The organism is Paractinoplanes brasiliensis (genome assembly GCF_004362215.1).
Classification (GTDB): Bacteria; Actinomycetota; Actinomycetes; order Mycobacteriales; family Micromonosporaceae; genus Actinoplanes; species Actinoplanes brasiliensis.
Map to the genome: position 1 here is coordinate 108,578 of NZ_SNWR01000001.1, position 19,234 is coordinate 127,811.

The 19,234-nt window shown below is 71.6% G+C and carries 16 protein-coding genes; 11 read left to right on the plus strand and 5 right to left on the minus strand.

The genetic code is table 11. From position 1 onward, the window contains the following. Positions 1 to 3: 3 nt before the first annotated feature. From C8E87_RS46745 to C8E87_RS00420, 5 genes are all read left to right on the plus strand, one after another. On the plus strand, positions 4 to 237 hold the full coding sequence (locus C8E87_RS46745; RefSeq protein ID WP_133871211.1) for an acyl-CoA dehydrogenase family protein: 234 nt from the start codon (positions 4 to 6) through the stop codon (positions 235 to 237). Then, positions 155 to 589 (plus strand): acyl-CoA dehydrogenase family protein, encoded by a 435-nt coding sequence (locus C8E87_RS00405; RefSeq protein WP_275409160.1) that lies wholly within the window; start codon positions 155 to 157, stop codon positions 587 to 589. Before C8E87_RS46745 ends, C8E87_RS00405 begins: the two co-directional genes overlap by 83 nt. A gap of 89 nt (positions 590 to 678) precedes the next feature. Then, positions 679 to 1,836, plus strand: coding sequence for a tellurite resistance TerB family protein (locus C8E87_RS00410; RefSeq protein ID WP_133871212.1), 1,158 nt, complete (start codon positions 679 to 681; stop codon positions 1,834 to 1,836). Further along, on the plus strand, positions 1,826 to 3,205 hold the full coding sequence (locus C8E87_RS00415; RefSeq protein WP_133871213.1) for a hypothetical protein: 1,380 nt from the start codon (positions 1,826 to 1,828) through the stop codon (positions 3,203 to 3,205). The genes C8E87_RS00410 and C8E87_RS00415 overlap by 11 nt, the downstream gene beginning before the upstream one ends. A gap of 217 nt (positions 3,206 to 3,422) precedes the next feature. Further along, a complete protein-coding gene (locus C8E87_RS00420; protein WP_133871214.1) occupies positions 3,423 to 5,774 on the plus strand; it encodes a glycoside hydrolase family 65 protein in 2,352 nt (783 codons plus the stop codon). A 328-nt stretch (positions 5,775 to 6,102) separates the two neighbouring features. Here C8E87_RS00420 and coaD read toward each other — a convergent pair whose 3' ends face one another. Beyond that, positions 6,103 to 6,516: a pantetheine-phosphate adenylyltransferase gene (gene coaD / locus C8E87_RS00425; RefSeq protein WP_133871215.1), complete on the minus strand. Its 414-nt coding sequence runs from the start codon at positions 6,514 to 6,516 to the stop codon at positions 6,103 to 6,105. Positions 6,517 to 6,555: 39 nt separating this feature from the next. Between coaD and C8E87_RS00430 the strand changes: the two genes are divergently transcribed. Next, positions 6,556 to 8,400, plus strand: a complete 1,845-nt coding sequence (locus C8E87_RS00430) for a serine/threonine-protein kinase (protein WP_133871216.1) — start codon at positions 6,556 to 6,558, stop codon at positions 8,398 to 8,400. A 214-nt stretch (positions 8,401 to 8,614) separates the two neighbouring features. Here the strand turns inward: C8E87_RS00430 and C8E87_RS00435 are convergent, their stop codons facing one another. From C8E87_RS00435 to C8E87_RS00445, 3 genes are read right to left on the minus strand one after another with little or no spacing between them, the layout of a single operon-like run. Next, positions 8,615 to 9,283 (minus strand): response regulator, encoded by a 669-nt coding sequence (locus tag C8E87_RS00435; protein WP_133871217.1) that lies wholly within the window; start codon positions 9,281 to 9,283, stop codon positions 8,615 to 8,617. Next, positions 9,280 to 10,437, minus strand: coding sequence for a sensor histidine kinase (locus tag C8E87_RS00440; RefSeq protein WP_133871218.1), 1,158 nt, complete (start codon positions 10,435 to 10,437; stop codon positions 9,280 to 9,282). Before C8E87_RS00440 ends, C8E87_RS00435 begins: the two co-directional genes overlap by 4 nt. Positions 10,438 to 10,470: 33 nt before the next feature. Further along, on the minus strand, positions 10,471 to 12,660 hold the full coding sequence (locus C8E87_RS00445; protein ID WP_133871219.1) for an MMPL family transporter: 2,190 nt from the start codon (positions 12,658 to 12,660) through the stop codon (positions 10,471 to 10,473). Positions 12,661 to 12,838: 178 nt separating this feature from the next. Between C8E87_RS00445 and C8E87_RS00450 the strand changes: the two genes are divergently transcribed. From C8E87_RS00450 to C8E87_RS00460, 3 genes are read left to right on the plus strand one after another with little or no spacing between them, the layout of a single operon-like run. Beyond that, entirely contained in the window at positions 12,839 to 13,960 is a 1,122-nt protein-coding gene (locus C8E87_RS00450; protein WP_133871220.1) for an acyltransferase family protein, read from the plus strand. A 31-nt stretch (positions 13,961 to 13,991) separates the two neighbouring features. Continuing rightward, positions 13,992 to 14,546 carry an RNA polymerase sigma factor gene (locus C8E87_RS00455; RefSeq protein WP_133871221.1) on the plus strand — a complete coding sequence of 185 codons (555 nt, stop codon included), beginning with the start codon at positions 13,992 to 13,994 and terminating at the stop codon, positions 14,544 to 14,546. After that, on the plus strand, positions 14,543 to 15,334 hold the full coding sequence (locus C8E87_RS00460) for a hypothetical protein (protein WP_133871222.1): 792 nt from the start codon (positions 14,543 to 14,545) through the stop codon (positions 15,332 to 15,334). Before C8E87_RS00455 ends, C8E87_RS00460 begins: the two co-directional genes overlap by 4 nt. 7 nt (positions 15,335 to 15,341) lie before the next feature. Here the strand turns inward: C8E87_RS00460 and C8E87_RS00465 are convergent, their stop codons facing one another. Continuing rightward, positions 15,342 to 15,755 carry a DUF3052 family protein gene (locus C8E87_RS00465; RefSeq protein ID WP_133871223.1) on the minus strand — a complete coding sequence of 138 codons (414 nt, stop codon included), beginning with the start codon at positions 15,753 to 15,755 and terminating at the stop codon, positions 15,342 to 15,344. 250 nt (positions 15,756 to 16,005) lie between these two features. Between C8E87_RS00465 and C8E87_RS00470 the strand changes: the two genes are divergently transcribed. Continuing rightward, positions 16,006 to 16,776 carry a CAP domain-containing protein gene (locus tag C8E87_RS00470; RefSeq protein ID WP_133871224.1) on the plus strand — a complete coding sequence of 257 codons (771 nt, stop codon included), beginning with the start codon at positions 16,006 to 16,008 and terminating at the stop codon, positions 16,774 to 16,776. Positions 16,777 to 16,986: 210 nt separating this feature from the next. Continuing rightward, on the plus strand, positions 16,987 to 19,092 hold the full coding sequence (locus C8E87_RS00475) for an MMPL family transporter (RefSeq protein ID WP_166661001.1): 2,106 nt from the start codon (positions 16,987 to 16,989) through the stop codon (positions 19,090 to 19,092). The last annotated feature ends 142 nt before the right edge of the window (positions 19,093 to 19,234 follow it).

Sequence of the window (19,234 nt, forward strand, 5' to 3'; positions counted from 1 at the left end):
GCAATGAACGACCCGTACGGGACGGACGAGCGCGACGCGTTGCGCAAGACGATCGCCGAGTTCGTGCGCCGCGAGATCACGCCGAACATCGACGAGTGGGAACGGGCCGGTGAATGGTGGTCAGCGCCGAAAGCCTCCTCGAGGCGGGCGGTTCGTGCCGGAACGCATCATCATGGCGGTGCACGCCTACTCGGTGGCGCAGCGCTGCCTCGACCTGACCCTCTCGTACGTCCGTGACCGCTCCACCTTCGGCAAGCCGCTGATCACCCGGCAGGTGGTGCGGCACAAGCTGGTGCAGATGCGGCAGCGCATCGAACTGGCCCGCACCTATACCCGGCTGGTGGCCGCCCGGCACGCCGCGGGTTCGTTCGTCGCCGGCGAGGCCTGCCTGGCCAAGAACGCGGCTGTCGAGGCCGGCAAATACGTGGTCGACGAGGCCGTCCAGCTGCACGGCGGGACGGGCTACATGCGCGAGTCGGAGGTGGAACGCCACTACCGAGACATGCGCATCCTCGGCATAGGCGGCGGCGCCACCGAGGTCATGACCGACTTGGCCGCAAAACTCTTCGGCTACGACCGTCTCCCGTGACGTTCGAGGCGGCTCCCAGTCCGTTCGGAGGACATCGTTCTGTCGGTGGTGGCCGATAGCCTTTCGTAAAGCAGGTGAAAGGGACGACGATGAACCCGCGAAATCTCGGGCTGGGACGCCTGAAAGCTGTTGCTGACGCGGCCGGGCGAAAGGTTGCCGACGGCACGAACGCAGCCCGGCAGCTGGTCGCGGACGCCGCCGGTGATGCCCAAGGGGTGGTGAAACACTCCGCCGGGCAGGTGATGGCGAAGGTGGCGGACGTCAAGGGCGGCCTGTCCCGCCAGTCCGAAGAATCCGTTGATCTGTCCGCGCTTCCCTGCGCAGTGAAGTTGCTCTATTGCCGCACGTTGGTAAGTCTGGCGCTGGTCGACGCCGTGCTCGATCCTCGCGAGATCGCCAATCTGTACCTGTTCGCATCGACGATCGGTCTCGATGACGGAGCGCGATCGGCATTGCGCGGCGAAATCACGGCGGCACAGCACGGCGCGGAGACACTGGACGTCACCGAGGAACTGGCCCGAGAACTGCGCGGCCTTCTCGATGAGGGTCAACGCCAACCGGTGTTCACCATGCTGGTACGCGACCTCGTGCGGATCTCGCGTGCCGACCGGCATGCCGCCGACGTCGAGCGTGAGCGGATCGTGCTGGTCGCCGGGCTCGTGTTCGCCGAGTCCGCCGGCGAGGTGGTGCGGGCGACCGAGCGGCTGGTGGCCGCCGAGGAGGACTTCGCGTCCGGCAAGCTCACAACCAGCCAGATGGAGACCACCACCAAGGAGATCGTGGCCAAGGTGGCCGCGTTCGGCGCCCCGATCGCCGCCGTCAGTCTCGCCGGCAGCGTTACCGGGCTCGGCGGGGCGGGCATCACCACGGGTCTGGCGGCGCTCGGATTCGGGGGCCTGCTGGGCCTGAGCGCGATGGTCACCGGCATCGGCACGGTGGTGATTCTCGGGGTCGCGGTGCATCAGGGCACGCGCTACCTGCTGGCCACCAACGAGCGGGAACGCGAGAAGCGCCGCGAGTACCTGATCCAGCAGGTCCTCAAGCATCACCAGCAGGCAATGGCTGAGCTGACCGACGACATCGCGGGCCTCGCCCACCGGATGGAGGCCGGTCTTGCCCAGACCACGAGGAACGAGGAACGGCTCACCGTGCTCAAGGCCGAGCTGGACGCGTTCCAGCAGGCCTTGGCGAGTCTGCAGATCAGTCAGGAGTCCTTCGAACGGCGGGAACCGATCAGTGCCGGGTGACCCGCTGACGACCGCCGCCACCGTCGTGGCCTACCAGGCCGTCACGCTGACCGAACTTCACGGCCTGCTCGACCAGGTGGAGTTCGACCTCGAGGATGTCCTCGCACGCGAACGTCACGTCAGCTACTGCCTGGACTCGGTCGAGTCCGAGTTCGACACCGTACGAGCCCAACTCCGGGCACTGGGCATCACCGTGCCGACCCCCGGTCCGGCCGCACCTGCGGTGTTCGCTCCGAGCAGCCCGCGTTACGCCGTGCCTGTTGTCCCCGTTGAGGGCGACTTCGATCGGCTCGTCAGGCTCGCCGAGGCCCGCTTGGATCTGCTGGGCATCGATCTCACCCGAGATCCGCTCCCGCAGGTCGTTCCCCACGGCCAGATCGCAAACAGCCTGCGTCTCTACGCCGCGGAACACGGCGACGTCAGCTGGGACGAGACCGACTGGACGGTGGTCCTGCTCGCCGGGACCATCGCGACCCTGCTCGACATCGTGCTCGTCCGCATCCCCCAGGATGCCACCTTTCTCGGCAAGAAGTACACGGGCTCACCCCTCACCAAGTGGCTGCAGGACGGTGACCGTGCCAAGAAGATTCACGGCCACTACCTCAAAAGGTTCGAGAAGCTGGCCAAAGTGCCCTACGACGCCCCCACCACGGCGTCCACCGGCGGTCTGGTCGCGGGCATGCGGCCGGCCACCCATCGGCTCCAGAGCCTCGGCCATGACCCGGGCGTGGGTTTCCTCGCCGGCATAGCCGACCTGATGCGCGGCACCGGCACCTACATCGACAAAGCCGGGCAACTGATCCAGGTCCAGACCGGGGCCGACCCGGTCGGCCTGATCACCGCTCTCATCACCCAGGTGCGCCATCTGCTTTCGGACGTCTACACGCCCGCCGGCCTGCAGCCCCCGTTCTTCAGCCTGCTCCAGCTGGGCCAGATCAACTCGCCGTTCGCGCTGGGCCCGTCCGGCGTCAAGGTTCCTTGGACAGACGTCGCCCGCCACATGTACACGAACGGCTACGACCTGCGCCATTTCTTCACCATGGGCATCACGCCGGGCGTCGTGTCCGCGACCATCCGGGGCTATTGGCTTCTCAAGAGCTACGCCACCGGCGGCACCGCGGAACAACGGAAACTGGAGCACGCCAAGCTCACGTCCATGCTGCTGCTCGGGCACGCCATCGCCACCTCGGGCACGCTCCTCAAGACGGGGCTGGTGTTCGGCCTGAACCCGGCCGCCCTCAACTACAACCAGATCCTCGCCATGGCGCCGGCCACCATCGCCTGGTTCAAGGAAGCGGTCGCCCGCGACCATCGGATCAATGCGGCCCTCGCTCGAGAGTGGGAAGTCCTCGGTCAAGGATTGCGTTGATCGTCGGCCCCACTCGCACGCGACAGCACCATCTCGACGCCGAGCGGTGTCGTCAGCGGGTCGCGTACGGAGTCGCATGATGGATGTGAAGGTCAAGCGCCTATCGTGGTGACGTGTGGAACATCAGGTCGATCCGGGAAGCCGCCGCGCTGCAGCGCCGCATCGACGGGCTGGCCACGCGCCGGGCGGCCCTTCTGCGTTACGCCGCCGAGATCGTGTGAAGTCACCCGCCGTGTATCCGGTCGAGCCGTGGCAGGTCCGCGAGCCGGCGTTGGACCTCGAGCGCCTGGCTCAGGCCGAGTCGGTGTTCGCGGTGGCCAACGGGCACATCGGGCTGCGCGCCAACCTGGACGAGGGTGAGCCGCACGTCATCGCCGGCACCTACCTGAACTCGTTCTACGAGCAGCGGCCGCTGCCGTACCCGGAGGGCGGTTACGGCTACCCGGAGCAGGGCCAGACCCTGGTCAACGTCACCGACGGCAAGCTCGTCCGGCTCATGGTCGACGACGAGCCGTTCCATGTGGCGCACGGTCGGCTGATCGCCCACGAACGGGTGCTGGACCTGCGCGACGGCGTGCTGCGGCGCACGGTCGACTGGGAGTCCCCGGCCGGGCGGCGGGTGCGGATCCGTACGTCCCGGCTGGTTTCCTTCACGCAGCGGGCCGTGGCCGCCGTCGACTACGAGGTGGAGGCGGTCGGCGGCCCGTTGCGCATCACCGTGCAGTCGGGGCTGGTGGCCAACGAGGAACAGCCGCATGAGTCCTCCGATCCCCGGGTCGCGGCGGCGCTCGACCGGCCGCTCGTCGCGGTCGCGCAGGACACCGAGCAGCACGGCGCGGTGTTGCTGCACCGCACCCGGGCCAGCAAGCTGCTGATGGGCGCGGGCACGGACCACGTCGTCGAGGCGCCCGGCGACTACGACGAGGAGACCGACGTCCGCGAGGACTGGGCCCGCACCACCGTCGTCACGGTCCTGCGGCCGGGCGAGCGGTTACGCGTCACCAAGTTCCTCGGGTACGCGTGGAGTTCGAGCCGCTCCCCGGAGGCGCTGCGCGACCAGGTGGCCGGGGCGCTGACCGGGGCCCGGTACGCCGGCTGGGACGGCCTGGCCGCCGAGCAGCGCGCCTACCTCGACGACTTCTGGGACGCGGCCGACGTCGAGGTCGAGGGCGACCCGGTGCTGCAGCAGGCCGTACGGTTCGGCCTGTTCCACGTGTTGCAGGCGGGTGCGCGGGCCGAGCGGCGCGCGATCGGGGCCAAGGGGCTGACCGGCCCGGGGTACGACGGGCACGCGTTCTGGGACACCGAGGGTTTCGTGCTGCCGCTGCTGACCTACGTCGCGCCGCAGGCCGCGGCCGGTGCGCTTCGCTGGCGGCACAGCATCCTCGACCAGGCCCGCCTGCGAGCCCGTACGCTGGGACTGGCCGGCGCCGCATTCCCGTGGCGCACCATCCACGGCGAGGAATGCTCGGCGTACTGGCCCGCAGGCACCGCCGCCCTGCACCTCAACGCGGTCATCGCCCGCGCCGTCGACCGGTACCGTCAGCTCACCGGTGACGAGTCGCTCGACGAGGAGTGCGGCCTCGAGATCCTGGTCGAGACGGCCCGCCTGTGGGTGTCGTACGGCCATCACGATGCCGCCGGCGTCTGGCACGTCGACGGGGTCACCGGGCCGGACGAGTACAGCGGGGTGACCGACGACAACCTGTTCACCAACGTGATGGCGGCCCGCAACCTGCGCGCGGCGGTCGAGGCGTGCGCCCGCCGGCCCGAGGCTGCCGCCCGGCTCGGGGTCCGTCCCGCCGAGACAGACGCGTGGCAGGCGGCGGCCGACGCGGTGCACATCCCGTACGACGAACGACTCGGCGTGCACGAGCAGTCGACCGGTTTCACCCGGTACGCGCCGTGGCACTTCGCCGCTGAACACCCGGGCGAGCCGCTGATGCTGCGAGCGCCGTACTTCCAGCTGTACCGGCGGCAGGTGGTCAAGCAGGCCGACCTGGTGCTGGCGATGCACTGGTGCCCCGAGGAGTTCACCGCCGAGCAGAAGGCCCGCAACGTCGACTACTACGAGCGGATCACCGTACGGGATTCCTCCCTGTCGGCCTGCACTCAAGCGGTGATGTGCGCGGAGGTGGGCCACCTGGAACTCGCGCACGACTACGCCTGCGAGGCGGCCCTGGTCGACCTGCGCGACCTGCACGCCAACACCGGGTACGGGCTGCACCTGGCCTCGCTGGCCGGGGCCTGGTCGGCGATCGTCGAGGGGTTCGGCGGGTTGCGCGAGCAGGGTGGCGAGCTCGCGCTGGCGCCCCGGCTGCCCGAGGGAATCACCGGGCTGCGGTTCCGGCTCCGCCGCCGGGGTCTGCGGCTGCTGGTGGAGGCGGACCAGCAGACCGTACGGGTGACGTTGCTCGACGACGGCGGGGCGCGGCTGCCGCTGCGCCTCTACGACGAGCCGGTCGAGGTGGTGGCCGGCGAGCCCGTGGAACGTACGGTCGTGCCGTTGAAGCCCCTGCTGCCCGCCCCCACGCAACCGCCCGGCTACGCGCCGCAACGGGTGCGGTAGCGTCGGCTGACGAAGGACAGGCCCGACGAACGGTGGCCGGCCGACGTCGCCTCCGCCGCCGGCCGGGAAGCCGGTGACCTGCCGGTCGAGCTGCTCGGTCACTACCCGCGGCTGCCGGCCGACGCCGCCATCACCGGCAGAGCCTCGAGCAGATCACGGTGCGCTGCGCCGCCTCGCCGACGGCGCCTACGGCGACTGCGAGAAGTGCGCCCGGCCGATCCCCGCCGAACAGCTCGAGGTGCTGCCCCACGCCCCAGTTCTGCGTCCCGTGCCCGCAGAATGGCGGCTCATCATGACCATCACCGGCGTAGTCACGCCGTAGCGCCGGTCAGGTGCGCAGGGCGCGCATCGCGGTGGAGGAGACCGTCGCCAGTGCGGGGCGGGCCGGCAGCAGCAACGTCGTCATGCCCATGTCCTGGTTCATCGCGGCCAGCTGACACTCGTACCGCAGATCGGCGGGGTTGCGAACGCCACGGACGATGACGCCGGCCCCGTGCTCGTGGCAGAAGACGGCGGTCAGCCCCGCCCATGCCGCCACGCTCACATTGCCCCACTCCGCCGGGAGCTGACCGCGCAGGGCCGCCAGCCGCTGCTCCAGCGCCGCCGGTTGTTTGTCCCCGTTCACTGCCACCAGCACGGTGACCCGGTCGAACAAGTGCCGGACCCGGTCCACCACATCGGCGTGCCCGACGGTGAACGGGTCGAACGTTCCCGGATACACCGCGTGCGTCGGGTCGGCCATCGGCTCAGGCTAACCTCCGTACGGCTTAAGCTCTGCGGCATGCTGCAGATCGGCCACAGGCTCGGCGACCGCTATCGGCTGGTGGACAGGATCGGCGCAGGCGGCATGGGCGAGGTGTGGCGGGGCGTCGACGAGGTGCTGGGGCGGCCGGTCGCGGTGAAGGCGATGCTGCCCGCGGTGGCCGGCGACCCCGACTTCGCCCGGCGGTTCCTGGCCGAGGCGACCGCGATGGCCCGGGTCAACCATCCGGCGGTGGCGTCCATCCACGACTACGGCCGCAGCCACGACGTCGCATACCTGGTGATGGAGTTCGTCGAGGGCGAGTCGCTGGCGCAGGCCCTGGCCCGATCGGGGCGGCTCGGCCCCGCGACGACGATGCGGGTCATCGCGCAGGCCGCCGACGGGCTGCAGGCCATCCACGAGCAGGGCATCGTGCACCGCGACATCAAACCGGCCAACCTGCTGATCCGCCGCGACGGGGCCATCCTCATCACCGACTTCGGCATCGCCCGGCACGACGACGCGAGCCGGCTGACCGCCTCGGGCGCGATCCTGGGCACGCCCAGCTACCTGTCGCCCGAGCAGGTGCTGGGTCAACCGGCCACGGCCCGCAGCGACGTGTACTCGCTCGGGCTGACCGCCTACGAATGTCTGGCCGGGCAGCGTCCGTTCGAGGGCGACAACCCGTACGCGGTGGCCCTGCAACGCCTCCAGTCGGCGCCGCGCACCATCGGCATCCACCTGCCCGCTCCGATCCTGCGTGTTGTCGAGCGGGCTCTGGCCACCGACCCGGCCCACCGCTGGCCGACCGCTGCCGCTCTGGCCCACGCCGCTCGTTCCGCCGTCTCGCCTTCTTCCCCGTACGCCGCCACAGGCCCCGCACCCGCACCAGCCTTTCCTCGTGATGCGGCTCCCCGGACGGGTTCCCTTGCTCCGCCCGGTCCCGCGCCGTGGCCCACCCCCGGTTCCACCACTCCGTCCGGCGGCGGTGGTCCCGCGTCCTGGGCCACCCCGGACTCCCCTGCCCCGTCCAGTGGCGGTGTCGGCAGCGGTCCCGCCTGGGCCACCCCGGGCTCCCCTGCCCCGTCCAGTGGCGGTGTCGGCAGCGATCGCGCCTGGGCCACCCCGGGCTCCCCTGCCCCGCCCGGCGGTGGTCCTGGGTCCTGGGCGACCCCAGGTCCTGCTGCTGCCGACAGCGGTCCCGCGTTTGACCCTTGGGCCGCCACTTTTCCCGTGCCCGCCCCCTCTGCTGGTGCCAATCCCGCTCATGCCCCGGGCCCCGCGCGTTCCCCCGACGATCCCGCGGCCGGGCGTGTGCGCCGGTCGGGCCGGGGACGTCGGCTGCTCGTGGCCGTGGCCGCCCTCGTCGTGATCGGCGGCGCGGCCGGCTGGGGCGTCAGCAAATTCGGCGGCGGCCCCGGCACCGGCGCGGCCAAGGCCGATACCCCCACCGGCGCAGCCCCGGCCGGGGGCGCGGGTCGCCTGGGCACGCCCACCGGATCCGTCCCTCTTCGCGAGTGCGGAAACGGGCTCTGCCCCACCGAGCCGCTCTGCTGGGGCGGCATGACGGCGATCAACGGCCAGGCCCACCCACCGTCCCGCATCGACTGCGCCCAGGAACACAGCTGGGAGACGTTCGTGGCCATCCCCATGCCGGCCGGTGCCGTCGCCGCACGCCAGGACTCCCTGATGAGCCGCGCCGACATCGCCAAGGCCTGTTCCGCCGCCGTCATGGCCGCACAGTCCCGGGACGCCGCCGCGATCCGCTCCTGGCGACGCGACGCTTGGCCGATCACCCTCCCCGGCAGCGACGGCCCCCTGCTGCACTGCCTCGCCGCCCCCGCCCTGGGCGACACCACCGGCGCGGCGTTCAAAACAAGCTGACCCCCGCCCAGCAAACGCCACGGGCCCAGCACTCCAAGCAGCCGGCACCCGCCCAACAGTTCGCCGTAGGCCCAGCACTGCAAACGCCCGCCACTCGCACAACAGCTCGCCACCGGCCCAGCACTCCAAACACCCAGCACCCGCCCAACAGCTCGCCACGGGCCCGGCGCTGGAAGCGGCCGGCGCCCCACGGCAGCTACGCCACAGGCGCGGGCTAGTCGCGCGGAACCCGGACCAGGCCCTGCTGGTAGGCCAAGACCACCAGCTGGGCGCGGTCGCGGGCCCGCGCCTTGGTCATCGCGCGGTGGATGTGCGTACGGACGGTCAAGGGGCTCACCACCAGCCGCTCGGCGATCTCCTGGTTCGACAGTCCGTGGGCGGCCAGGGCGGTGATCTCCCGTTCCCGGTCGGTCAGCGCGGCCAGCGGCCCCGCGGGCAGCTTGCCGATGTGGCCGGGGCCGGACAGGAACCGGTCGATCAGCGCGCGGGTTGCCGACGGCGACAGCAACGCCTCCCCGCCGACCACGGTCCGGATCGCCGCCAGCAGCCCCTCGGGGGTGACGTCCTTGCCGAGGAAGCCGCCGGCCCCGGCCTCGAGGGCACGGGCCACGTGCTCGTCGGTCTCGAACGTGGTCAGGATCAGCACCCGCGTGCCGGTCGGGCCGGGCGCCGAGCAGATGCGCCTGGTCGCCTCGACCCCGTCGAGGACCGGCATCCGGATGTCCATCAGCACCAGGTCGGGCCGGTGCAGCAGGGCCAGCCGGGCCGCTTCCTCGCCGTCCGCGGCCTCGGCCACGACCGTCATGTCGTCGGCGGAGTCGATCAGCATGCGGAACGTCGAGCGCAGCAGCGCCTGGTCGTCGGCGAGAAGAATCGTGATCATGCGAGTGCCGGGTCTTCCTGCCATGGGGCCAGCGGGATGGTGAGGGCGACCGCGTACCGGCCGGGACCGGCCGGGCCGGACTCCACCGACCCGCCGACCGCGAGCGCGCGTTCGCGCATGCCGATCAGCCCGTACCCGTCCGTCCCGGCCGGACCTGGGCGTACGGAGGTGTTGACCACCCGGGCCGAGAGGGTGTCCTCGCCGTACGCCAGCGAGATCGTGACCGTCGGGCGGACAGCGTGTTTGGTGGCGTTGGTCAGGGCCTCCTGAATGATCCGGTACGCGGTGACCTCGACCAGCGGTGGCAGCGGGCGCGGCGTTCCGCCGGTGGTCATCGACACCTCGAGCCCGCCCGCCCGGCACGTCTCGATCAGCGCGGGAAGCTGGTCGAGACCGGGCGCCGGCGTGGTTCCGGCCGGGGAGTCGTCGCCGGGCATGCGCAGCAACCCCACGGTCGCCTTGAGCTCGCGCAGGGCGGCCGAGGTGGAGTCGCGCAACCCGAGGAGCAGCTCGTGTGTCTGCTCGGGGCGACGCGTCAGCAGGTGAGCCGCGGTGCCGGCCTGCGCGTTGGCCACGGTCAGGTGATGCGCCACGACATCGTGCAGGTCACGCGCGATGCGCAACCGTTCCTCGCTCAGCCGGCGGCGCAGGTCGTCGTCGCGGCCGCGTTCGGCGTCCTCGGCCCGCGCCTGAACCATGCGCAGGTACGCCCGCTGAGCGCGGGTCATCCGGCCGGCCAGCACCGCCGGCAACAGCCACAGAGCGACGCCCACGGTGCGCAGCAACAGGGAACCGGCCGTCGGGGTGGTGTCGCTCGCCACGCCGCCCACGATCACGGCGCTCGCCGCGAACCCGGTCCACCACCCGGCTGTCCGGCCCCCGCCGAGCACGGTCAGCCGGTAGAGGCAACCGATCAGCGGGGCCAGCAGCAACGGGGTGGGCAGGTAACCGGCCGCGCAGGCAGCCGCCTCGCACCCGGTCGCGACGAGGGTGGCCGTGCGCGGCCACCGCGCGGACAGGAACAGGGCCACGCTCGCGAGCAGGCTGAGCAGCGTGCCGGGAAGCAGCTCGGCCGGGCGGAAGATGCCCTCGGTGCTCAGGCTCGCACCGAGGGCGGCGAAGAGGAACGCGACGAGCGCGGCCACCACGTTCACCGGACCGACGGTACCCGGCTGATCAACGCGCGCTCAGGCATGAGCCGGTTCCGGTTCCGGCTCGGGCTGCGCCCCGTTCAGCGCCTCGCCCTCCACGTCGACCCGGGGCAGCACCCGGCCGAGCCATCGCGGCAGCCACCAGGCCCGCTCGCCGAGCAGCTGCAGGACGGCGGGCACCAGGGTCAGGCGTACGACGAAAGCGTCGAGGAAAACCGCGACGGCGAGTCCCAGACCCACCATCTTGATCAACGGTTCGCCGGCGGCCGCGAACCCGCCGAACACCGCGACCATGATGACCGCGGCGGCGACCACCACCTTCGAGCTCTGCTCGAAACCGGTGACGATCGCGTCGTGGGCCGGCCGGCCGTGCGCATGGGCCTCACGCATCCGCGACACCAGGAAGACCTCGTAGTCCATGGCCAGCCCGAACACGATGCCGACCAGCAGGATGGGCATCAGGCTCAGGACCGGTCCGGTCTGCTCGACACCGAGCGGACCGGCCGCCCAGCCCCACTGGAACACCGCGACGATCACGCCCAGCGCGGCGAACAGCGACAGCAGGAAGCCGAGCGCCGCCTTGACCGGGACCCAGACCGACCGGAACACCACCAGCAGGAGCAGCACGGCCAGGCCGATCACGATCGCCACGTACGGCACGAGGGCCGACTGTGTCTTGCGGGCCATGTCGATGTCGAGCGCGGTCGCGCCGGTGATCTCGTACCGGGCGTTCGCCGCCGCCTCCACGTCCGGTCGCGCGGCCCGCAACGCCTCAACCAGATTCTCCGTACGCTCGTCGGCCGGGCCGGTCGACGGCACGGCGGTGAGGACGGCCGTGTCCCCGGACGGGTTGAAGGTCGCCTTCGACACCGACACCACGCCGCTGGTGGTCCGGATCCGGGCGGCCACCGTCGCGACCGCGTCCTGCGGGTTCGCCGCTCCGCGCGCGTCGACCACCACCGTCAGCGGGCCGTTGAAACCCGGACCGAACGCGGCCGCGCGCAGGTCGTACGCGCGTCGCTGGGTCTCCGTCACCGGCAACGAGGCGTCCCCGGGCGTGCCGAGCTGCAGCGACAGGGCCGGGACGGCGATCGCGGCCAGGAGCGCGACCCCGGCCGACGTGATCAGCAGCGGACGGCGCAGCACCAGCCGCATCCAGGGGCGGGCCACCGGACGGCGTACGGCTCGGCGGTCACCGCCACGGCGGCGCGCTCGCGCCAGGACCTTGTCCGGGGCGAACCCGAGCAGCGCCGGAACCAGGGTCAGCGCCACCAGGACGGCCACCACCACGGCGCCGGCCGCGGCCAGGCCCATCTTCGCCAGCGACGGGATGCCGACCACCGACAGCCCCGCAAGCGCGATCACCACTGTCGCCCCGGCGAAGGTCACCGCCGAACCGGCCGTTCCCACCGCGCGACCGGCCGCCCACTCGCCGCCTCCGTCCTCCGCTCCGCCCCGTTCCTCCCGGAACCGGGAGACCACGAACATCGCGTAGTCGATGCCGACCGCCAGCCCCAGCATCAGCGCGAGCATGCCGCTGGTGATCGCCATGCCCAGCGGGCCCGCCACCGCCCACACCCCGAGGAACGAGACGGCCACCCCGATGACCGCCGTGAGCAGCGGCAGACCGGCCGCCACCATCGAACCGAACGTCATCAGCAGCACGACCGCGGCGATCGCGACCCCGGCCAGCTCCACGACGCTCATCCTGGTGCCGGTCCTGAGCGCCGAGCCGGACATCTCCGCGGTCAGCCCGGCCGTACGTGCCCGCTCCACCGCACCGGCCAGCGCGGCGCGCGACTCCTCGGTGACCTCGGAGGAGGGCACCCGGTAGGACACCGACGCGAACCCGGTCGAACCGTCGGCGCTGATGCTCACCCCGGCCGTGGGCGGGACGACCCGCGACACCTGGGGGCCGCCTTCGATCGGCGCCAGCGCCGCCTCGACGGATCGGGTCTGCTCCGCCGACGTCAGCGCCCGGCCCGGCGGGGCGACGAACACGATGGTCGCCGACGCCCCGTCCGCCGCCGCGCCGGGGAAGCGCTCGGCGATGAGGTCGAACGCCTGCTGCGACTCGATGCCCGGCATCGTCGCCCGGGTGTTGACCGGCCCCTCGGACTTGACGGCGAGCAGCACCGTGCCCCCCAGCGCGAGCAGCCACACCGCCACGACGAGCCACCGCCGTCGATACGAAAAGCGGCCGAGACGACTGAGCATGCCTGCCATGACGCAACACTCCACTCCACTTGCGGACGTTGCGCTCAGCCTCCCGGCCCGGCCCCCTTGCCGTCGTCGTGCCGATGCAGGCCCCGCATACGGCAATCGCAGTACTCCGGATGTAGCCGATCACCGTGCGCCGGACATGTACCTGCCGGGTGTACCCCCAGCGCCCGGGAAGCAGGACATGATGACGCTGATCGCCGAAGCCGCGGCAGCAGCAAGGCCCGCGACGGCACACCCGCCCCGCTTGCCGGCCCTCGACGGGCTCCGCCTGATTTGCGCGCTCGCCGTCGCGGGCTACCACTTCGGCGATTCGTGGCGCTTGGACGGCGTACGGCCTCCCGCGCACTTCCTCCCGCACGGCGCGCCGGTGCTGATCTACGGGTTCCTCGGAGTCGAGGTCTTCTTCCTGATCAGCGGGTTCGTCATCTGCATGAGCGCCTGGGGCCGGACCGTTCGCGGGTTCGTCGCCTCGCGGATCGCCCGGCTCTATCCCGCCTTCTGGACCGGCGTGCTTCTGACCGCCACGGTGGTCACGGCGGTGCCGCTCACCGCCGGTGTGCCCGTTTCCGGCGTGCCCGGCCTACGGGAAATTCTGGTGAACCTGACCATGTTGCCCGAGCCGCTGAACACACCCCTGGTCGACACGGTCTACTGGACGTTGTGGATCGAGCTGCGCTTTTACCTGGTCATCGCGTGCCTGGTGGCGAGCGGTGGGCTGACCGACAGGCGGCTGCGGCTGCTGGGCACGGGATGGCTGATCGCCGCCCTCGTGCTGCCCGCTTTCCCCGGCGCGCCGCTGCGCGAGGTGGTGATGCCCGACTTCGCGCCGTACTTCATCGCCGGGATGACGATGTTCCTGCTGCGCCGTTCACCCGCGGACTGGCGGTCGTGGGCGCTGCTGGGCGGTTGCTGGCTGATCAGTCTGCAACGAATCACCGTACGGGCCCTCGATCTGAAACCCGGGTTCGAGGTGCCCGTCTGGCCGGCCCTGGCGCTGATCACCGTCGCCTACGCCGCCCTGCTGGCCGTCGCGCTGGGCCTCACCGACCGGCTCGACTGGCGCCGGCTCACCACCGCGGGCGCCCTGACGTACCCGTTCTATCTGCTGCACCAGCGCATCGGCTACAGCATGATCCGCACCGCGCACACGCACACCGGCCTGCCCGCGCCGGTGCTGATCGCCGGGGCCGTGGGCGTGCTGCTGGCGGCGGCGTGGCTGGTGCACCGCTGGGTCGAACGTCCGCTCGCGCCGGTGCTGAAACGCCTGGTTCTCGGCGCGGGTGATCCACGACACAGCAAGTAGCAGGCGCCGCCGTGCCGCACATGGGGGAGGCATGGACCGAAGTACGACCGACGCTTTCCGCGAGCTGTACCGGGCGACGTACGACGACCTGCTGGTCTTCGTGGAGCGCAGGGTGCACCTTGCGGTCGCCGACGACGTCGTGGCCGAGGTCTTCCTGACCGCGTGGCGGCGGTTCGCGGACATCCCCGCCGCCCACGACCAGGCCCGCGCGTGGCTGTTCACGGTCGCCCACAACGTGCTGCGCAACCGCTACCGCAGCGACGACCGGCAACAGGGGCTCGCGCTGCGCGTCGTCCGGGAACCGGCCACCCACCCCGGCCCCGAGGCCGACGGCGTGGCCGCCCGCGTCGACCTCGTACGGGCCTGGCAGCGCCTGTCCCGCGACGACCAGCAGGTGATCACCTTGACCGCCTTCGAGGGGCTCACCGGCCGGCAGGCCGCCCAGGTCCTCGGCATCACCCGTCCCGCCTTCAGCCTGCGGCTGCTGCGCGCCCGCCACCGCTTACGGCAGCACCTGCAGGCCGCGACTCCCGCTCCTCACCGACCCCACCCCACGGCAACACCCGAGACCGGAGCCTCGAGATGAACCTGAACGAAGCACTGCGGGACGCAGCGGAGTCCCTGCCACCACGCGTCGCCGGGCCGCGGGCTCAAGCCCTGCTCGACAGCATCGTCGCCTCGCCTTCGCCGGCCCCCGCACCCCGGGCCGGCCGGCGTCCGCGCAGGGTCGCCGTCGCCGTCCTCGCCGCCCTCACCGCCACCGCGGGCGTTTTCGTGCTGCCGTCGTTGCGCTCCGAGGCGGCGTACGCGTCCTGGAGCCCCCAACCCGTCGCGCTCACCGCCGCCGACGAACGCGCGCTGGCCGACAGCTGCGTCACCCGCGTACGGGACCAGTACCACTACAGCGAGGCCAACCCCGCGGCTCGTGTCGTCCGCGGCGAACGCCGGGGCGACTACGCCTTCCTCAACGTCGTCACCCCCGGGTGGGCGGCGCTGTGCTTCCGCGACCGCGACGGCGCACTGGCCAACTCCAGCATCATGATGGACCCCGTCGGCGGGCCGGCCCTGGGCCGCGCCGGCATCGAACTGCAGGGCTGGCCCCAGATGCGTACGGAGGAAGGCTTCTGCCGCCTCCTGGCCGGCCGGGTCGGTTCCCAGGTCGTCGCCGTCGGCATCACCATCCACAACAGCGCCCGCACCGACAGCGAAACCGTCCGGGCCACCGTCGACGACGGCTACTTCCTGGCCTGGTATCCGGAACCGGCCGCAGACGCCGACACCAACTCCACCACGCTCACCCTGACCTTGACCGACGGCACCACTGTGGATGGACTGTCGGCCCGCCGCCTGATGGAGGCCCCCCGCCTGAAGTGACCCCGCGTCATTTGCGGTTCTCGCGGCGGATGACCAGCCGCAGGCCCGACCAGATCTCGTCGATCGCACACACCTTGTTGTCGACCAACCCGGTCGGCAGCGCGACCTCGCGAACGACGTCCTCGGTGATGTCCGTGGGCACCTTCGACGCCCGCTTCGGCCAGGCGACCCAGAACCCACCGTCCTGAGCCATGCCCGCCCTGACCTGGTCGAGGCGGGCAAGCAACTCCTGGCGTTCGGTCACGAACAGCACGATCACGTCGGCCGCGGCGTCAACGGCCAGACCGGACACCTGGACGACCCCGGCAGGCAGGCCATCAAGAGCGCCCGCGAAACTGGCCGGCGCGTCGAGCAACACGACCCGGTGCCCCGGCTTGATGCCAAGCTTTCGATACAACGGCGTGCCCGAATAACCAGCCATGTCAACCCTGCTGCCATCGTCGGATACCCGCAGATGGTAGCCGCGTGACCGAGGCCTGCACGCACAGCCACACCGGCGGAGCCTGGCGGCGCCCGGAAGACCGGGAAGTGAGAGCTGCCGCTCGTCAAGCTCATGGATGAAGATCGTTAAAGTCCGCTGAGCGGGACTTTAAGGGTTCCTTATCTATCAGCCCGGGTGGGGGCTCGGGTCGATACGTTGACTCGCCACCCCCACACCGAGGAGATCCCCCGTGCCCGCGCATGCCGCCCGTAGCTTCCGTCCCGTCCTTGTCGCCGCCGTCGCGGTCGGGGTGATCGGGGTCAGCTTCGCCGGCATCGCCGCGGCGCGTTCCTCGTCGGACGAGGGCGCAGCTCGCGCCTCCGTGGACGCGCCCCTCGACACCACCCCGGGCGCCCCTGAGGAGGAGCCGAGTTTCGCGGCCGAGCCGCTGACGCCCACGTCGTCGGCGGCCGTCACGCCGTCGGCAAGCAAGCCCGTCGCCACCCCGACGGCGACTGCGAAGCCGACCGCCACCGCCCGGCCGACCCGCACGGTCACGAAGCGCCCGACCAGGACCAAGGCGCCGACGACGACCAAGGCCCCGGTGTCCGACGAGACGACGAACCCCCCGTCCGACGACACCGTCTCCGAGGTGATCCGCCTGGTCAACGTGGAGCGCAAGGAGGCCGGTTGCGGCTCGCTGACCGGCGAGTCCCGCCTGCACCGCGCGGCCCAGAAGCACTCCGACCGGCAGGCCGACCAGGACACCATGTCGCACCAGCTGCCCGGCGAGGCCTCGATGGGCGACCGGGTCACCGCCGAGGGCTACCGCTGGAGCGGTGTCGCCGAGAACGTCGCGGCCGGGTACCGCACGCCGGCGGCGGTCATGGACGGCTGGATGAACAGCCCGGGCCACAAGGCCAACATCCTGAACTGCGGCTACAAGAACATCGGCGTCGGTGTGACGAAGTCCGGCGACGGCACCCTCTACTGGACGCAGAACTTCGCCTCACCGCTCTGACGGTGTCCGGGCCCGACATCGGCATCCAGCCCATCGTTGCCGCGTGTCAGGCCCGCTTTCGCCGGCCGAGCGCGACGGGGCTCCCAGGCCCGCGAGCTGCAGGGCGACACCCGCGGCGGCGGAGCGCGGCCCCCGACAGGTTGCGTTTCGGCGGGCGTCGATGGTTGCATGTGCCGCGGCTGCCCCTCCGGCGCCGGTCGGGAGGGCATCATGCTGGCTGGGCTCGGTCGCGCGATGTATGTCCGGCGCTTCGTCGTCATCGCCGTGTGGGTGGTGGTGGCGGTGGCCGGCGCGGTGTTCGGTGGCGGCGTCTACGACCGTACGGAGTCAATGGGGACGCTGCCCGCGGACGCCCCAGCCGCTGTCGCGCAGCACCGCCTGGACGAGCTGGCGCCCGAGGGCGAACGGCTGGTGGCGGTGATCTCGGGCCGCGAGGTCGGTGCGATCGCGCTCATCAACAGCGTCACCCGGATCGCGTACGAGATCCGCGCCCTGCCCGGTGTGGCCGAGGTCGACGATTCCTACACCACGGGCAACCGGCGGATCTCCACCGACCAGCGCGCCTCGCTCATCACGGTGGAGTTGCGGCCGGGCCTGAGCGATGACGAGGCGTCACGGGTTGCCGAGCAGGTGAGCGCCGCCCTGCGCCGGATCGACGCGCCCGAGATTCTGATCGGTGGCGAGTTGCCGGCCGAACGGGACTTCGCGGACCAGGCCGTACGGGATGCCGCGGTGGGCGAGTCCGTCGCGCTGGTGTGCGTCGCGCTGCTGCTGATCGTGCTGCTGGGTGGCGTGCTGGCCGGTTTGCTGCCGTTGGCGGCCGCTGTCGGCGCGGTCACCGCGACCCTGCTGGCCCTGATCGGTCTGGCGAGCCTGCTGCCGGTCAGCGACTACACGGTCAACGTGGTCACGCTGCTCGGCATCGGCCTGGCGGTCGACTACAGCCTGCTGATGATTGCCCGGTTCCGCGAGGAGCGAGCCGCCGATCCGCGCGTGGCTGTCCCCGAGCTTCTTGCCCGTACGGTCGGCAGCGCAGGCCGGGCGGTGCTGGTGTCCGGCTCGGCTGTCGCCGCGGCTCTGGTGGGGTTGTTCGCGTTCGGTGGTCCGCTGCTGTCCGCGATGGCGCTGGGCGGGGCGCTGGTGGTGGTGCTGGCGACGGTGGCGGGGCTGACGCTCGTGCCCGCGCTGATCGCGATCGCTCATCGGCGCATCCCGGCCCGCGGCCGGTGGCGGCAACGTGGGCCCGGCCTGCTGGCCCGTCTGGCCGGGTTCGCCCAGCGCCGGCCGGGTGCGGTCGCTCTGACCGTGACAGCCGGACTGCTGGTGCTGAGCGCCCCGCTGTTCTTCGTGCAGTTCGGCAACTCCGACGTGCGGGTGCTGCCCAGCTCGAGTGAGGCCCGTCAGACCCATGACGCCGTACGGGAGAGGTTCGCCGACCCGCCGAAGCAGCCGCTGACCGTGGTCGTCGAGGCGGCCCCGGACCGGCCGGACGTGCAGCGGCTGTTCGACATCGTGGAGCAGCTGCCGGGCGTCTCCGATGTCTACCCGCGTTCGGGTCTGCCGCCGGGGGTGAGCGCGGCCGACGTGGTGCCGGCCGGCGCCGAGGACGGTCCGCAGGCGCAGAAACTGGTGGCCGACCTGCGAGCCCTCGACACGCCCGCTCCCCTGCTGGTGGCCGGTCCCGCCGCCGAGCTGGCCGACGCGAAACGGTCGGTGGCCGCGCGCCTGCCCGTGGCGCTGGCGATCATCGTCGTGGCCACCGGGGCGCTGCTGTTCGCCCTCACCCGTTCGGTGGTCGTGCCGGTCAAGGCCATCGCGATGAACCTGCTGACCCTGCTGGCGACCATGGGTGTGCTGGTCGCGGTCTTCCAGTGGGGCTGGGGCGCCGGGGTGCTGGGGTTCGAGCCGTGGGGCGCGCTCGACCTGACGACGCCGTTGCTGCTGTTCGTCTTCGGGTTCGGGCTCTCGATGGACTACGAGGTGTTCCTGCTGGCCCGGATCAAACAGGAGTGGGACCGGCGTACGGGCGATGACGCGGCCGCCAATGATCGGGCCGTGCTGGCCGGGATCACCGCAGCCGGTCCGGTGGTCACCACGGCCGCCCTGGCGATCGGGATCGTGTTCCTCGGTTTCGTGCTGGGCGAGCTGGTCGCGGTGAAGGAGATCGGCGTCGGCATGGCGGTGGCGGTGCTGCTGGACGTCACCGTGGTGCGCGGTCTGCTGCTGCCGGCCACGATGTCGCTGCTCGGCCGCTGGAACTGGTGGCGTCCGGGCGCGAGGACCGAGGCTCCGCCGCCACTCGTCCCGGCCGGCTGAGCAGGTCAGGCGCGGTAGCGGGACGCGGGCTCGGAGCTCTGGCCGTTTCCTGGGATCGCCGTTCCCATGTTCGGCGGCGGCCCGTGGTGGGGGCGGGTAACTCGTGTACGGGGGTCTGTGTGCCCGTGTGCTGACCCGCGTC

Excerpts from the sequence above, each read along its gene's own strand:
- C8E87_RS46745 (WP_133871211.1), top strand. The coding sequence starts at position 4 with ATGAACGACCCGTACGGGACGGACGAGCGCGACGCGTTGCGCAAGACG.
- C8E87_RS00410 (WP_133871212.1), top strand. The coding sequence starts at position 679 with ATGAACCCGCGAAATCTCGGGCTGGGACGCCTGAAAGCTGTTGCTGAC.
- coaD (WP_133871215.1), bottom strand. The coding sequence starts at position 6,516 with ATGGCCGACCCGACGCACGCGGTGTATCCGGGAACGTTCGACCCGTTC.
- C8E87_RS00430 (WP_133871216.1), top strand. The coding sequence starts at position 6,556 with ATGCTGCAGATCGGCCACAGGCTCGGCGACCGCTATCGGCTGGTGGAC.
- C8E87_RS00435 (WP_133871217.1), bottom strand. The coding sequence starts at position 9,283 with ATGATCACGATTCTTCTCGCCGACGACCAGGCGCTGCTGCGCTCGACG.
- C8E87_RS00445 (WP_133871219.1), bottom strand. The coding sequence starts at position 12,660 with ATGGCAGGCATGCTCAGTCGTCTCGGCCGCTTTTCGTATCGACGGCGG.
- C8E87_RS00450 (WP_133871220.1), top strand. The coding sequence starts at position 12,839 with ATGATGACGCTGATCGCCGAAGCCGCGGCAGCAGCAAGGCCCGCGACG.
- C8E87_RS00455 (WP_133871221.1), top strand. The coding sequence starts at position 13,992 with ATGGACCGAAGTACGACCGACGCTTTCCGCGAGCTGTACCGGGCGACG.
- C8E87_RS00460 (WP_133871222.1), top strand. The coding sequence starts at position 14,543 with ATGAACCTGAACGAAGCACTGCGGGACGCAGCGGAGTCCCTGCCACCA.
- C8E87_RS00465 (WP_133871223.1), bottom strand. The coding sequence starts at position 15,755 with ATGGCTGGTTATTCGGGCACGCCGTTGTATCGAAAGCTTGGCATCAAG.
- C8E87_RS00475 (WP_166661001.1), top strand. The coding sequence starts at position 16,987 with ATGCTGGCTGGGCTCGGTCGCGCGATGTATGTCCGGCGCTTCGTCGTC.